This window comes from Variovorax sp. 350MFTsu5.1, from assembly GCF_048302515.1.
GTDB lineage: Bacteria > Pseudomonadota > Gammaproteobacteria > Burkholderiales > Burkholderiaceae_C > Variovorax > Variovorax guangxiensis.
In genome coordinates this window covers 5,020,145-5,034,216 of the sequence record NZ_CP157620.1, presented here as the reverse complement: position 1 = coordinate 5,034,216, position 14,072 = coordinate 5,020,145, and the positions used below count along the sequence as shown (strand labels likewise).

The following is a 14,072-nucleotide window of genomic DNA, read 5'->3' as shown; positions in this document are numbered from 1 at the left end:
ACGCGGGGGCTTCGATGCTCGGCTCGCCTAAATTCCGACCCATGTTCGAAGGTCCGGTCTTGGCCAATTGTGCCCCTTGCCGCAGTTCAGGCATAGCCGCGAAAGCGGATGCCTAACCCATGGAACGCAAGTGCTGCATCAAGGACAACTGCACACGGCGCGCGCATGCTCACATTCCCTCAACTCGATGGGAGACCATCATGGGATCAGCAGACACTGGAACCTGTCGTGGGCCCTGGAACAAGGGCAAGATCGTCGGCCAGAAGGCGCCTTTCAAGCTCAAGGACATTTGGGCGCTGCGGGTGCGGCTGCAACTGCAGGGGCGAGTGCGCGAACTCGCCCTCTTCAACTTGGGCTTGGACAGTAAGCTGCGAGGCTGCGACCTTGTCAGCCTGAAAGTCAGGGACGTCTGCCACGGAGAGCAAGTTGCCCCACGGGCAACAGTGATGCAGCACAAGACGCAGCGTCCGGTGCAGTTCGAGCTGACGCCCGGAACCCGCGAGGCTGTGCAGGCCTGGATCCGGCGCACCGGACTGCGATCGGACGACTTCCTGTTCCCGAGCCGAATGCACGACTCACCGCACCTCGGCACCAGGCAGTACGCCCGGATTCTTGGCGGCTGGGTCAGAGAGCTTGGACTAGATCCTGCCGACTACGGAACGCACTCGATGCGACGGACGAAAGCGACGCTGATCTACCGGCGAACGAGGAACCTCCGCGCGGTGCAACTGCTGCTCGGCCACTCCAAGCTTGAGTCGACCGTCAGATACCTGGGCATCGATGTGGATGACGCCCTGGAGATCTCGGAGCAGACGGAAATCTGAGCGAGTGCCGATTGAGAGGCGCAGATCCATCTTCCCTGCTATGGCGGTGAAGCGGCTCGATGCGCCGCCGGATGGCTCGATCGCGGCGCATAGCAGTCATTCAGCGGGCCGCGTCGACTGACTGAAACCAGTGTGGAGCGGGCATTGAACGCAGTCATGCCCATGTCGACCGTGGCCGAGATCGATCCTTCGGAGCAATGCCTGTCCGGTGCCCTGTGCATGAGCCCCGAATGAAATCGGCATCGCACAGGGCAGGAACGGTCAAATATTCAGCGCAACGCCTCAACCAGATCAAGCACCATCCGGTCCCCACCGAACTTCTCGACCCCATGCGTCAGCAGCGCATCCACAGCCTGCGCAATGCCATGGCTCGAAGACGACTGCTGGGCCATGTCGTTGTAGTACCCCAGGTCCTTCTTTGCATTCGCCATCGAGAACTTCAGCGAATCGGTGCTGCCGGTCAGCAGCTTGGGCTTGACGCGTTCCAGTGCCACGCCGTTGCCGCCACCCTTGGCGAGCACGTCGACGAACACGTCGGGCTTCACGCCGGCGCGTTCGGCGCAAGCCGCGGCCTCGCACAGCAGCGCCACTGTGCCCAGCGACACGAAGTTGTGCAGCAGCTTCATCGCGTGGCCGGCACCGATGCCGCCCACGTGCGTGATGTTCTCGGCGAAGCAGCGCAAAACCGGCAGGCACGAGGCCAGCACTTGCTCGTCGCCGCCCACCAGCAGGTTCAGCCGGCCTTCGGCGGCTTCCTTCGCGGTGCGGGTCATGGGCGCGTCGATGAACTTGCCGCCCTTGGCGCTCACGGCTTCAGCCACCTTGGCGGTGGAGGCGGGCACTGCGGTGGAGCAGTCGATGACCACGGTGCCGGGGCGCAGCGTGGTGAGCGCGCCGTTGTCGCCCAGCATCACGGCCTCGACCTGCGGCGTGCCGGTCACGCACAGGATCAGCACGTCGACCTGCGCGGCCAGCGTGGCCACGTCCTTCACCGAAGTGGCGCCGGCCTTCAGCAGGCCGTCGATGGGCTGGTTGCCCGCGTGCTCCAGCACGGTGAGCTGGTGGCCGTGCTTGACGATGTTGCTGGCGATGCCGTGGCCCATCAGGCCCACGCCGACGAGGCCGACCTTGCGCGGCGCTTGCTGCTGTTCAGTGCTTGTCATGTGTTGTCTTCATCCGTGCTTGATGGCGATGGTCTTGAGGGTCGTGAAACCGAGCAGGGCCTCGAAGCCCTTCTCGCGGCCGAAGCCGCTTGATTTCACGCCGCCGAATGGCAGTTCTACACCACCCGCCGCACCGTAATTGTTGACGAAGACCTGGCCGCAGTGCAGCTTGTGCGCCATGCGCAGCTGGCGCGCGCCGTCGCGGGTCCACACGCCGGCCACCAGCCCGAAGTCCGTGCCGTTGGCCAGGCGCACCGCCTCGGCCTCGTCGGCGAAAGGCGTCAGGGCCAGCACCGGGCCGAAGATCTCGCGCTGCGCGATGTCGCTCTCGTGCGGCACGTCGCGGAAGAGCACAGCTTCCTGGTAGTAGCCGGTGGAAGACGCGTTGGGCGACACGGTGCCGCGCGCCGCCACCTTCAGGCCGGCCGCCTCGGCAGTCGCGACCATGTCGCGCACCTGGCGGAACTGCTTCTCGTTGATGAGCGGGCCCATGTCCAGGTCTTCGGCGGGCGTGCCCGCGCGCACTGCTGAGAAGCGCCTGGCGAGGCGCTGCACCACTTCTTCGTAGACCGACTGTTCCACCAGCACGCGGCTGCCCGCCGAGCAGGTCTGGCCGGCGTTCTGGATGATGGCGTTGAGCAGCACCGGCTCCGCCGCGTCGAGGTCGGCATCCGCGAACACGATCTGCGGCGACTTGCCACCCAGCTCCAGCGTCACCGGGCAATGGCGCTCGGCAGCGGCCAGGCCTACGCTGCGGCCGGTCATGGTCGAGCCGGTGAACGAGATGTGGTCGATGCCGGGGTGTGCGCACAGCGCAGCGCCGGCTTCCTTGCCGTAGCCGGTCACCACGTTGAGCGCGCCGGCCGGAAAGCCGACCTCGGTCGCGATCTCGGCCAGGCGCAGCAGCGACAGGCTCGCGTCTTCCGCCGGCTTCACCACGCAGGCATTGCCCGCGGCGAGCGAGGCGCCCACGCTGCGGCCCGCGATCTGCATCGGGTAGTTCCAGGGAATGATGTGGCCCGTCACGCCGTGCGGCACGCGCACCGTCAGCACGGTGTAGCCGCGCTCGTAGGGCAGGGTGTCGCCGTGCAGCTTGTCGCAGGCGCCGGCGTAGTACTCCATGTAGCGGGCCAGCGCGGTGGCGTCGTTGCGCGCCACGCGCAGTGCCTTGCCGGTGTCGCGCGCCTCCAGCTGGGCCAGCTCCTCGTGGTGCTCCATGACGGCGGCGCCGAGCTTGGCGAGCAGGCGGCCGCGCTGCAGCGCGGTCATGCCGCCCCAGGGGCCGTCGAAGTTCTCGCCCATGGCCTGGCGTGCGGCGCGCACGGCGGTGTCCACGTCGGCGGCGGTGCCGCGCGCGATCTCGCCGAACTTGCTGCCATCGCTCGGGTCGATCACGTCGATGGTGGCGTTGCCTTCGGACTGCACGTGGCGTCCGTCGATGTAGTGGGCTGCTGCTGCGTTCATGATGTCTTGTCTCCTGAAGACCGGTCAGCGGGACGTGTTGGGTTCCGGCCAGGGTTTCTGCGGTTCGCGGATCTGCTCGAAGGCGCGGCTGAACTGCAGCACGCCCAGGTCGTCGAAGCGGCGCCCGGCAATCTGCAGGCCAGTCGGCAGGCCCTCGGCCGAGTAGCCGCAGTTGATCGAGGCAGCGGGCTGCTCCGACATGTTGTAGGGCACCGTGAAGCCGATGTGCTCCAGCGGCAGCATCGGGTCGTTGGTCGGCGATGCGTGGTCGGCCGGCGCGGGCATGTTGGGCGACACCGGCGAGATCACGAAGTCGTAGGCCTTGGTGGCCGCAATGGCCGCCGCCCGCGCCGCGATGAACTGGCTGTAGGCGTCGAAGATGTGCGCGCCCGAGAAGCCGGCCGCGCTCTCGGCCCATTCGCGGATGTACGGCAGGATCTTCGCGCGCACTTCGGGCGCCATCGCCTGGATGTCGATGCACGAGCGCATGCGCCAGAAGTGGTCCATGCCCTGCAGCATCTTCGGCGTCATGAAGGGCGGGATCTCTTCGATCACGGCGCCGGCGGCCTCTATGCGCTTGGCCGCGCGGCGCACGGCCTCGGCGATCTGCGGATCGAGCGGCAGGCCGCAGCCCGCGTCCATGTGCAGCGCCACGCGCTTGCCCTTGATGAACGACGGGTCGACCTCGAAGGCCGTCCAGTCGATGACGGGCGGCGGCAGCTCGGAGTAGTCGCGGTCGTCGGGCTGCGCGACCGAGGCCATCATCAGCGCCGAGTCGGCCACGGTGCGCGTCATCGGGCCGGCGCAGCGGCCCATGTAGGGCGAGCTCAGCGGAATGCGGCCGAAGCTGGGCTTGAGCGTGTAGATACCGCACCAGCTCGCCGGCAGGCGCAGCGAGCCACCGATGTCGGTGCCCACGTGCAGCGGGCCATAACCTGCAGCGGCTGCGGCGCCGGCGCCCGCGCTCGAGCCGCCGGGCGTGCGCGACAGGTCCCACGGGTTGCGCGAGAGTTCATGAAAGCTCGACAGTCCCGACGACAGCATGCCCAGGTCGGGCATGGTGGTCTTGGCGACCAGCACGGCGCCATCTTCCTTCAGGCGCGCGGCGGGCGGCGAGTCGTAGCTCATCGGCACCAGCTCGTAGGCGGCGGTGCCCAGCGGCATCGCATCGCCCTTGGTCGCGAGGTTGTCCTTGATGGTCACGGGCACGCCGTCGAGCGTGCCCAGCGGCTTGCCGGCCAGCCAGCGGGCTTCGGAGGCGCGGGCCTGCTCCAGCGCCAGCTCGGGGCGGAACAGCCAGGTGGCGTGCAGCTCGGGCTCGTACGCCGCGATGCGCTCGTTCACCGAGCGCGCCACTTCCACCGGCGAGAGTTCCTTGGCTGCATAGGCGGCATGCAGCTCCTGCACGCCCAGGGCATAAAGCGGCTTCGATGTCGAGGTGCTCATCGCATCAGCCCCACGAGATTGCGGCCAGGTCGTTCACCACGATCGGCATGCTCGGCCACAGGCCCTTCACTTCCTTGCGCGCGATGGTCGGGAACACCGCCTGGTAGAGGAAGCCGTTGACCGCGTCGGTCGCCAGCATGCGCTGGGCGTCGGCCAGCAGGTCGGCGCGGCGCTTCTTGTTCTCTTCGTTCTGGATGGTGACGAACAGGTCGCGGAACTTCTTCGAGTCGTAGCCCCAGTAGTAGTCGGGCTCGGTGTACTTCACCAGGTCGAAGGGCTCCACGTGCGCGACCATGGTCAGGTCGAAGTCGTGCGCGCCGCCGAAGGTGCCGCTGAGCCACTGCGCCCATTCGACGTTCTGGATCTTCACGTTGATGCCGATCTGCGCGAGCTGCGCGGCGATCACCTCGCCGCCCTGGCGGGCGTAGGAGGGCGGGGGCAGCTGCAGGCGCAGTTCCAGCGGCGTCTTCACGCCAGCCTCGGCCAGCAGCTTCTTCGCCTTCTCCACGTCGAACGGGTTCATCGCGGTGGTGTCGATGAAGCCCGGCGCGCCCAGCGCGTAGTGGCTGCCGATGGGCCTGCCGAAGCCGTCGGCCGCGCCCTGGATGATCGCGTTGCGGTCGATGGCCGCCAGGATCGCGCGGCGCACGCGCACGTCGTCCAGCGGCTTCTTGCGGTTGTTGATGGTCAGGATCACCTTGCCGCGCGTGCCAACCTCGATCACCTGGAAGCGCGAGTTACCCTTGAACTGGCTCACCGAGCGCGTGCCCGCGCGCGGGAAGATGTCGATGTCGTTCGACAGCAGCGCGGCGGTCTGCGCGGCCGTGTCCGACATGAAGCGGAAGACGAACTTCTCGGTCTTCGCGAGGTTCGGGTCGCGATAGGTGGGCGACTTCACCAGCGTGCACGAGGCGCCGCGCTGCCAGGCGCTCAGCTTGTAGGGGCCGGTGCCCACGGGCGCGGTGGCGTTGGTCTCGGCGCTCTTGGGCTCCACGATGCAGGCGGTCGACTGGCCCAGCATGAAGGGCAGGTCGGGGTTCGACAGCGTGCTGTTGACGCCCACCGTGTACTCGTCGAGTACCACGGTGCCGATCTCGCTGAAGAAGCGCTTGTCCTTGTTGGTGCTCTTGGCACTGCCCGCGCGGTCGAAGGAGAACTTCACCGTGTGCGCGTTGAAGGGCTGGCCGTTCTCGAAGCGCACGCCCTTGCGCAGCTTGAAGACGAAGGTCTTCATGTCGGGCGACGACGACCAGCTCTCCGACAGCATCGGCGTGACGCTGCCGTCGGCGTTCACCTTGGTGAGCGTCTCGAAGATGTTGTACTGCGTGATCTCCGCGATGGCCGATGCCGCGCCGCTGGTCGGGTCCAGGCCCGGCGGTTCGAGCGGCATGCCGATCGTCAGCGTGTTCTTGCCGGCCTGCGCGCGGGCCTGGGGCAGGAAGACACCCGGGATCGCCGCGGCCATGGCGGAAGTCATGAGTGTGCGTCGCTTCAACATTCGATAGTTCCTGAGGTGAGGGTGGAAAAAACTTGCCGTCGACGTCCGCGCTAGCGAGACGGCGTGTGCAGCACGGCGGAAAGCAGGGTGCGCGTGTACTCGTGCTGCGCGTGCTCGAACAGGTCGGCCGGCCGGCCGCGTTCGACGATGCGGCCCTTGAAGACTACGCAGACCTCGTCGCAAAGGTGGTTGACCACCGCGAGGTCGTGGCTGATGAGCAGGTAGCTGATGCCGAACTGCTGCTGCAGGTCCTGCATGAGGTTGAGCACCTGGGCCTGCACCGACACGTCGAGCGCGCTCACGGGTTCGTCGGCCACGATGAGCTTGGGGCGCGTGATCAGGGCGCGCGCGATGGCGATGCGCTGGCGCTGCCCACCCGAGAACTCGTGCGGGTACTTGTCCATGTCGGTGGTGCGCAGGCCCACGGCGGCCAGGGTCTCGGCGGCGCGTTCGCGCTGCTCTGCACGCGTGGTGGCAGCGAGCGCTTCGAGCGGCTCTGCGACGATGCGCGCGACCGTCTGGCGCGGATCGAGCGAGCCGTACGGGTCCTGGAACACCATCTGGAAGTCGCGGCGTGCCACGCGCAGCTCTTCCTTGGAAAGCGCGTGCAGGTTGCGACCTTCGAGCGACACTGTGCCCGAGGTCGGCGTATCGAGGGCCATCACCAAGCGCGCGATGGTCGACTTGCCCGAGCCCGATTCGCCCACGATGCCCACGCTCTGGCCGGCCTGCACTTCGAAGCTCACGCCGTTGAGCGCCTTCACGCTCGGCGGTGGGCCGAAGAGCTTTTCGCGCGGCAGCGCGTAGTGGCGATAGAGGTTGTTCACTGCCAGCAGGGGCTGGCGGGCGTTAGCAGCGGGCTGGCTCATGCGGTGGCGGTCCTGGCGGTGGATGCGGCGATTTCTCCGAGTCGCAGGCAGCGCACCACGTGATCGTTGGGCAGCAGCGTCTCGCGCGGCCGCGTGCTCTGGCACAGGTCGATGGTGTGGGCGCAGCGGCCGGCGAAGGCGCAGCCGCGCGGCATGTCGACCAGCTCGGGCACGCTGCCGCGGATGGTCGGCAGCCGGCCCGCGCGCACCGCGCCGAGGGCGGGGCGCGCCGCGAACAGGCCGCGGGTGTAGGGATGGGCGCGTCCGGCGAACACCGCGTCGGTCGGGCCGCTTTCCACCGCGCTGCCGCCGTACATCACGAGCATGCGCTTCACGCTGTTGGAGATCACGCCGAGGTCGTGCGAGATCAGGATCAGCGCCATGCCCATTTCCTTGACCAGGCCCTGGATCAGGTCGAGCACCTGCTTCTGGATGGTCACGTCGAGCGCGGTCGTCGGCTCGTCGGCAATCAGCAGGTCGGGGCCGCAGGCGAGCGCCATCGCGATGCCGATGCGCTGGCGCTGGCCGCCGGAGAACTGGTGCGGGTACGCATCGAGCCGCGAGGCCGCGTCGGGAATGCCCACGCGGTCGAGCAGGTTCAGCGCTTCCTTGCGGGCCTGCTCCTTGGTCAGGCCGCGATGCAGCCGCAGCGGCTCGCCGACCTGGCGCGCGATGGTGTGCACCGGGTTCAGGGCCGTCATCGGCTCCTGGAAGATCATGCCGATGCGGTTGCCGCGGATCTCGCACATCTTCTTTTCGGGCAGCCCGACGAGCTCCTGCCCGTCGAGCTTGATGCTGCCCGAAACCTTGGCGGTGGAGGGCAGCAGGCCCATCAGCGACATCACGGTGATCGACTTGCCGCAACCGGATTCGCCGACGATGCCCAGCGTTTCGCCGCGCTCCAGCGAGAACGAGATGCCGCGCACGGCCTGCGCCGGCCCGCGCTGGGTCTGCAGGCCGATCTGGAGGTTGTTGACTTCGAGGAGTGGCATGGTCAGTGGATCGGGATCGGGCAGCCGAACGCAGAAGGAAGACAAAAGCTACGCAGAAGTCGCAGAAGGGAATCAGGAAAATTGTTTATGGATTTCTTTCGCGGCCTTCGCGAAACCTTCGCGCCCTCTGCGTACTGGTACCCGCATTTGAAGTGCTCGTTCATCGACCACCTCTTCACCGTGCACGCGCAAGACGAGGATCGAGCAGGTCGCGCAGGCCGTCGCCGAGCATGTTCAGGCCGAGCACCGCGAGCGCGATCGCCATGCCGGGGAAGACGGCCAGCAGCGGCTGCTGAAACATGAGGGTCTGGGCTTCGCTGAGCATGCGGCCCCACGAAGGTTGCGGCGGCTGCGTGCCCAGGCCGAGGTAGGAGAGGGCGGCTTCCGCGAGGATGGCGATGGCGAAGCGAATGGTGATCTGGACGATCAGCACGGCCGAGATGTTCGGCAGCACGTGCTGCATGGTGATCGCGAAACTGCCCTTGCCGCAGGCGCGTGCGGCGGCAACGTACTCGCGCGACCAGATCGCGTTGGCCGATGCACGCGTGATGCGCGCGAAGGTCGGGATGTTGTAGATGCCGATGGCCACGATGGCATTCACGATGCCTGCGCCGAACACGGCCGTCATCATGATGGCCGAGAGAATGGCGGGAAACGCCAGCGTGAAGTCGGACAGCCGCATCACTGCTTCCTCGACCCAGCCGCGCCTGGCGGCTGCTAGCAGGCCCAAGGCGGTGCCGACCACCAGGCCGATGCCCACCGCGATCACACCGACCAGGATGGATGCGCGCGCGCCGACGAGCAGCAGCGAGGCCACGTCGCGGCCGAACGCATCGGTGCCGAGCCAGTGCGAACCGGACGGCGCCTGCAGCTTGTTCGCCATGTCCATGCCGTAGGGCGAGTAGGGCGTCCACACATAGGAGATCAGCGCGGCGAGCACCAGCAGTGCGGCCAGCACGCCCCCAATGCAGAAGCTGCGATGCCGCAGTGCGCGGCGCCAGAAGCCGGGGGCCTTCAGTGCCACGCCGGAGGGGGCGGCGGGCAGCGCGGCGGAGGTTGGATTGACGGCGCTCATATGTCGCTGGCCTTGATGCGCGGGTCGATCACGGCATAGAGCACGTCGACCACGAAGTTCACGATGACCACCATGGCCGCCAGCAGCATCACGCAGTTGCGCACCACGATCAGGTCGCGGTTGCTGATGGCCTGGAAGATCAGCCGGCCCAGGCCGGGAAGATAGAACACGTTCTCCACCACGATGGTGCCGGCCAGCAGTTCGGAGAACTGCATGCCCATGACCGTGATGACGGGGATCATCGCGTTGCGCAGCACGTGCGTCCAAAGCACCATGCGCTGAGAGACGCCTTTGGCTCGGGCGGTGCGCACGAAGTCTTCGCGCATCACTTCGAGCACGGCCGAGCGCGTGATGCGTGCGAGGATCGCCGCCTGAACGACTGCCAGCGAAAGCGCAGGCAGAAGCAACGACTTGATCCCCGCGAAGATCCCTTCGCCCCATCCCTCGAAGCCGCCAGCGGAGAACCACTGCAGCTGCACCGAGAACACCAGGATCAGCAGGATGGCGAACCAGAAGTTCGGAATGGCTATGCCGACCTGGGCCATGCCCATGAGGCCGACGTCGCCGAGCTTGTTGTGGCGGGCCGCGGCGGTGACGCCCACGAGCAGGGCGATCACGACGGTGAGCGCCATGGCGAGCACGGCCAGGGGTACCGTCAGCGCCAAGCGTTCGAGGATGAGGTCGAGCACGGGCGAGCTGTAGACGTAGCTGTCGCCGAGGTTGCCGGTGAGCAGGCCGCCGATCCAGTGCCAGTAGCGCGTCCATGCGGGCTGGTCGAGGCCGAGCTTGGTGGCCAGGGCGGCCACGGCCTCGGGGGAGGCGTCGGGGCCCATGAGCATCTGCGCGGCGTTGCCGGGCAGGATCTCGAGCACGAGGAAGACGATGACCGAGGCGCCGATCAGGGTGCCGATCAGCGTCAGCGTGCGCTTCAGCAGGAACAGGCCCATCTCAGCCTCTCAGGTCGCTACTGGGGAGGCAGGGCGTCATGCTGCCGAGATGCATTCGGCGATGGCGCGGCCCACGTCCACGGTGTTCGCGGTGCCGCCCATGTCGCGGGTGCGGGGGCCTTCGCTGAGCACGGTCTCGATGGCGGAGAGCACGGCGGCCGAAGCCTGTGCATAGACGGGATCGTCGCCGCCGAGGTGATCGAGCATCAGCGCGGCCGACCAGATCTGGCCGATCGGGTTGGCGATGCCCTTGCCCGCGATGTCGGGTGCGGAGCCGTGCACCGGTTCGAACAGCGACGGGAACTTGCGTTCGGGGTTGAGGTTGGCCGACGGCGCGATGCCGATGGTGCCGGTGCAGGCCGGGCCCAGGTCGGACAGGATGTCGCCGAAGAGGTTGGAGGCCACGACCACGTCGAACCAGTCGGGGTGCTGCACGAAGTGCGCGCACAGGATGTCGATGTGGAACTTGTTCGTCGCCACGTCGGGGTAGCGCTTGGCGATCTCGGCCAGACGCTCGTCCCAGTAGGGCATGGTGATGGAGATGCCGTTCGACTTGGTGGCGGCCGTCAGGCTCTTGCGCTTGCGGCGGTTGGCGAGCGTGAACGCGTAGTCGATGATGCGGTCCACGCCGGTACGGGTGAACACCGCTTCCTGGATCGCCATCTCGCGCGGCGTGCCCTCGAACAGGCGGCCGCCCACGGAGGTGTACTCGCCCTCGGTGTTCTCGCGCACCACCAGGAAGTCGATGTCGCCGGGCTTGCGGTGCGCCAGCGGGCCGGGCACGCCGGGCATCAGGCGCACGGGGCGCAGGTTGACGTACTGGTCGAAGTCGCGGCGGATCTTGATGAGCAGGCCCCACACGGCGATGTGGTCGGGCACCTTGTCGGGCGCGCCCACGGCGCCGAAGTAGATGGCGTCGTGGCCCTGGATCTTGTCGGCCCAGTCGGCCGGCATCATCAGGCCGGTGCGCACGTAGTGGTCGGAACCCCAGTCGAAATGGTCGTAGGAGAAATCGATGCCGAAGCGGCGACCGACCGCGTCGAGAACGCGCAGCCCTTCGGGCATGACCTCGACGCCGATGCCGTCTCCGGGAATGACTGCAATCCTGTGCTTTTTCTGCATTGACTCAACCTGTTCAAAGTTCGTTTCGTTCGGGGGGCACCGGCGCTCGTGACGCGGGCTTTCGAAAAAATTCTAGAAGCGAGAAACGGGCCTGCGCAGGGGGTTCGCACCCAGTTCGCCTTGACAAAATAAGAAGGCTGTGTCGATGCGTTTCCCTATGGCAATGAAGAAATCGTGTGTCACGGAACCGACTTCGAATTCGAATAATTAGAAGGCGAAAGCTCCCGATAACTCTCGCATGAAAGCCCTCGAGCCTCCTACATGAAGGTTTTCTGAAGCAGCCCGCGCGGCCCTGCCCGATACTCCGCGCGCTCGCGAGGCGCTCCGCAGAGACCGCTCGCCAGGAGACCCATGAATTTCTTGTCCGTTGCCGCGAAGGCGGTCGCACGCCGCATCCGACGGTGGCTCCAGCCCTCGCTGGTGCGGCGCCTGCTGTTCGCGCAGATCGCGGTGGCGGGGCTGCTGTGGTGCGCCACGCTGGCGCTCTTCCTGTATGACTCGAACCGCCTGCCCGAGCTGGTGCGCTACGACAAGGTCTTCGAAAGCATCATGGCCTGCGCGCAGAACCTGGCCTTCGATCCCGCGCGCCAGCAGCAGACGCTCAAGGCCTTCGACATGGCGCTGCAGGAGACTTCGAGCGACTTCAAATCCGATCAGGATCGGGCGCCCGTGCTGCAGGTGTGGCAGCAGGGCCGGCTCATCTACAACTCCGCGCCGAGTGCGCCGCTCATGCACACGCAGATGCCCGGGCGGGTGGAGCAGGTGCGCGCCGGCGATCGCGTGTGGCGCGCCCGCTCGATGACTTCGCCGCTGCTGGACACGCGCGTACTGCTGGCGGAGCCCGACGTGCTGCGCCTGAACTTCACCATCGAACACCGCAGCTACTACCTGCTGCCGCTGGCCATCAGCCTGCCGTTCGTCGTCTTCCCGGCCTGGCTCTCGGTGATGCTTGCGCTGCGGCCGTGGCGGCAGGTGACGAAGGAGACGGCCGAGCGCGGCCCGGCCGATCTTTCGCCGCTGACCTTCGAGCCGCCGCACAAGGAACTGCAGCCACTGGTGAGCGGCATCAACGGACTGCTGCGCAGCGTGCGCGACCGCGCATCGCGCAAGCGCGGCCTGATCGCCGACGCGGCCAACGAGCTGCGCACCCCGCTCGATGCGATGCGCGTGAACGTCGAGGCGCTGAAGGCCCGGACCTCCGACCCCGGGCAACGCGAGCTCATGGCCAACCTGCTGCGAAGCAACGACCGCGCGGCACGGCTGGTGGGCCAGCTGCGGCAACTGATGCGAAGCGACGAGATGCCGCTGGACGCCTTGCCCGCGACGCTGGCCTTCGATGCGCTGGTGCGCGACCGCATTCCGCTCGTCGAGGCACTGGCGCGGGCGCGCGGCATCGCGCTGGAGTTCGCCTCTGAAGTACCCGAACCGGTGCCGGTGCACGGCGAGAGGGAAAGCCTGATCTCGATGGTGAGCAACCTGGTGGAGAACGCCATCAAGTACAGCCCCGATGGTGGCGCTGTCACGGTGCGCGTCGGGCGCGAGTCATCGGATGCGGTGCTGCGCGTGACGGACCAGGGCCCGGGCATTCCGCCCGCGCTGCGCGAGCGCGTGTTCGACCGCTTCTTCCGCAATCCGGACCAGACGCAGTCGGGCAGCGGACTGGGGCTGGCCATCGTCAGGTCGGTGCTTGAGAAGCATGGCGGGCGCATCGAGCTGTCCGACGGGGAGGGCGGTCGTGGCCTGCGCGCGACCGTGTGGCTTCCGCTGTCGGCTGGCTGACAAGCGGGCGCATCCCTCTTAGGATGGACCGATGCGAACACTTCAACTCCCCACCGGCGGCGAGATGCCGGTACTGGGCCTGGGCACATGGCGCATGGGCGAAGACGCGAAGCGCCGCGCCGACGAGGTCAAGGCCGTGCGCGAAGCCATCGTGCTCGGCTATCGCCTGATCGACACCGCCGAGATGTACGGCGAGGGCGGCGCCGAGACCGTGCTGGGCCAAGCCATCGCCGAGGCCCTGCGCGCGAACGATGTGCGGCGCGAAGAGCTCTTCATCGTCAGCAAGGTCTATCCGCACAACGCCAGCCGACGCGGCACGCTAGATGCCTGCGAACGCAGCCTGAAGCGGCTCGGGCTCGACGCCCTCGATCTCTACCTGCTGCACTGGCGCGGCAGCCACCCGCTGCGCGAGACGGTGGCGGCGATGCATTCGCTGGTCGACGATGGCCGCATCGCGCACTGGGGCGTGAGCAATTTCGACATCGACGACATGGAGGAACTGGAGGAGGCGACCGGCGGCAACGGCCCGGCTTGTGCGGCCAACCAGGTCTACCTGTCGCTGGGCGAACGAGGGCCCGAGTTCGGCCTGCTGCCTTGGCAGCGCGAGCGCGGCATGCCCTTGATGGCCTACAGCCCCATCGACCAGGGCGCGCTGGCCGAGGACGATGGGCTGGTGGAACTGGCCGAGCGACTGGGCGTGACGGCAGCGCAACTCGTATTGGCTGCCGTGATCGCTCGGCCCGGTGTGGCTGCGATTCCGAAGGCGGTTCGCAGCACCCACCTGAAGGAAAACCTGGCCGCTGCCGAATTGAAGCTCGATGCGGCGACCCTGGCCGAACTGGATCGCCTGCATCCGCCGCCGAAGTGCAAGATGCCCCTGGCGATGATCTGAG

General features: G+C 67.2%; 12 protein-coding genes. 3 read left to right on the top strand and 9 right to left on the bottom strand.

Features of this window, described 5'->3' with window-relative positions:
- Positions 1 to 200 precede the first annotated feature (200 nt).
- A complete protein-coding gene (locus tag ABL843_RS22835; RefSeq protein ID WP_418117429.1) occupies positions 201 to 824 on the top strand; it encodes a tyrosine-type recombinase/integrase in 624 nt (207 codons plus the stop codon).
- A 269-nt stretch (positions 825 to 1,093) separates the two neighbouring features.
- Here ABL843_RS22835 and ABL843_RS22830 read toward each other — a convergent pair whose 3' ends face one another.
- From ABL843_RS22830 to ABL843_RS22790, 9 genes are all read right to left on the bottom strand, one after another.
- On the bottom strand, positions 1,094 to 1,987 hold the full coding sequence (locus ABL843_RS22830) for an NAD(P)-dependent oxidoreductase (protein ID WP_369661263.1): 894 nt from the start codon (positions 1,985 to 1,987) through the stop codon (positions 1,094 to 1,096).
- Positions 1,988 to 1,996: 9 nt separating this feature from the next.
- Positions 1,997 to 3,451 carry an aldehyde dehydrogenase family protein gene (locus ABL843_RS22825; protein ID WP_418117428.1) on the bottom strand — a complete coding sequence of 485 codons (1,455 nt, stop codon included), beginning with the start codon at positions 3,449 to 3,451 and terminating at the stop codon, positions 1,997 to 1,999.
- Positions 3,452 to 3,475: 24 nt separating this feature from the next.
- Positions 3,476 to 4,897 (bottom strand): amidase, encoded by a 1,422-nt coding sequence (locus tag ABL843_RS22820; protein WP_418117427.1) that lies wholly within the window; start codon positions 4,895 to 4,897, stop codon positions 3,476 to 3,478.
- Between the two features lie 4 nt (positions 4,898 to 4,901).
- Complete coding sequence (locus tag ABL843_RS22815; protein WP_418117426.1) at positions 4,902 to 6,395, bottom strand: ABC transporter substrate-binding protein; 1,494 nt, start codon at positions 6,393 to 6,395, stop codon at positions 4,902 to 4,904.
- Positions 6,396 to 6,445: 50 nt separating this feature from the next.
- Positions 6,446 to 7,264, bottom strand: a complete 819-nt coding sequence (locus ABL843_RS22810; RefSeq protein WP_184641490.1) for an ATP-binding cassette domain-containing protein — start codon at positions 7,262 to 7,264, stop codon at positions 6,446 to 6,448.
- Complete coding sequence (locus ABL843_RS22805) at positions 7,261 to 8,256, bottom strand: ABC transporter ATP-binding protein (protein WP_184641491.1); 996 nt, start codon at positions 8,254 to 8,256, stop codon at positions 7,261 to 7,263. The genes ABL843_RS22810 and ABL843_RS22805 overlap by 4 nt, the downstream gene beginning before the upstream one ends.
- 175 nt (positions 8,257 to 8,431) lie before the next feature.
- Positions 8,432 to 9,331 (bottom strand): ABC transporter permease, encoded by a 900-nt coding sequence (locus ABL843_RS22800; RefSeq protein WP_418117425.1) that lies wholly within the window; start codon positions 9,329 to 9,331, stop codon positions 8,432 to 8,434.
- On the bottom strand, positions 9,328 to 10,278 hold the full coding sequence (locus ABL843_RS22795) for an ABC transporter permease (protein ID WP_418117424.1): 951 nt from the start codon (positions 10,276 to 10,278) through the stop codon (positions 9,328 to 9,330). The genes ABL843_RS22800 and ABL843_RS22795 overlap by 4 nt, the downstream gene beginning before the upstream one ends.
- 36 nt (positions 10,279 to 10,314) lie before the next feature.
- Positions 10,315 to 11,400, bottom strand: a complete 1,086-nt coding sequence (locus ABL843_RS22790) for a tartrate dehydrogenase (protein WP_126024279.1) — start codon at positions 11,398 to 11,400, stop codon at positions 10,315 to 10,317.
- Positions 11,401 to 11,751: 351 nt separating this feature from the next.
- On the opposite strand from ABL843_RS22790, the gene ABL843_RS22785 reads away from it, so the two are divergent.
- Both ABL843_RS22785 and ABL843_RS22780 read left to right on the top strand, forming a co-directional pair.
- A complete protein-coding gene (locus ABL843_RS22785) occupies positions 11,752 to 13,179 on the top strand; it encodes a sensor histidine kinase (RefSeq protein WP_418117423.1) in 1,428 nt (475 codons plus the stop codon).
- 31 nt (positions 13,180 to 13,210) lie between these two features.
- Positions 13,211 to 14,071, top strand: a complete 861-nt coding sequence (locus tag ABL843_RS22780) for an aldo/keto reductase (RefSeq protein ID WP_418117422.1) — start codon at positions 13,211 to 13,213, stop codon at positions 14,069 to 14,071.
- Position 14,072: the final 1 nt, after the last annotated feature.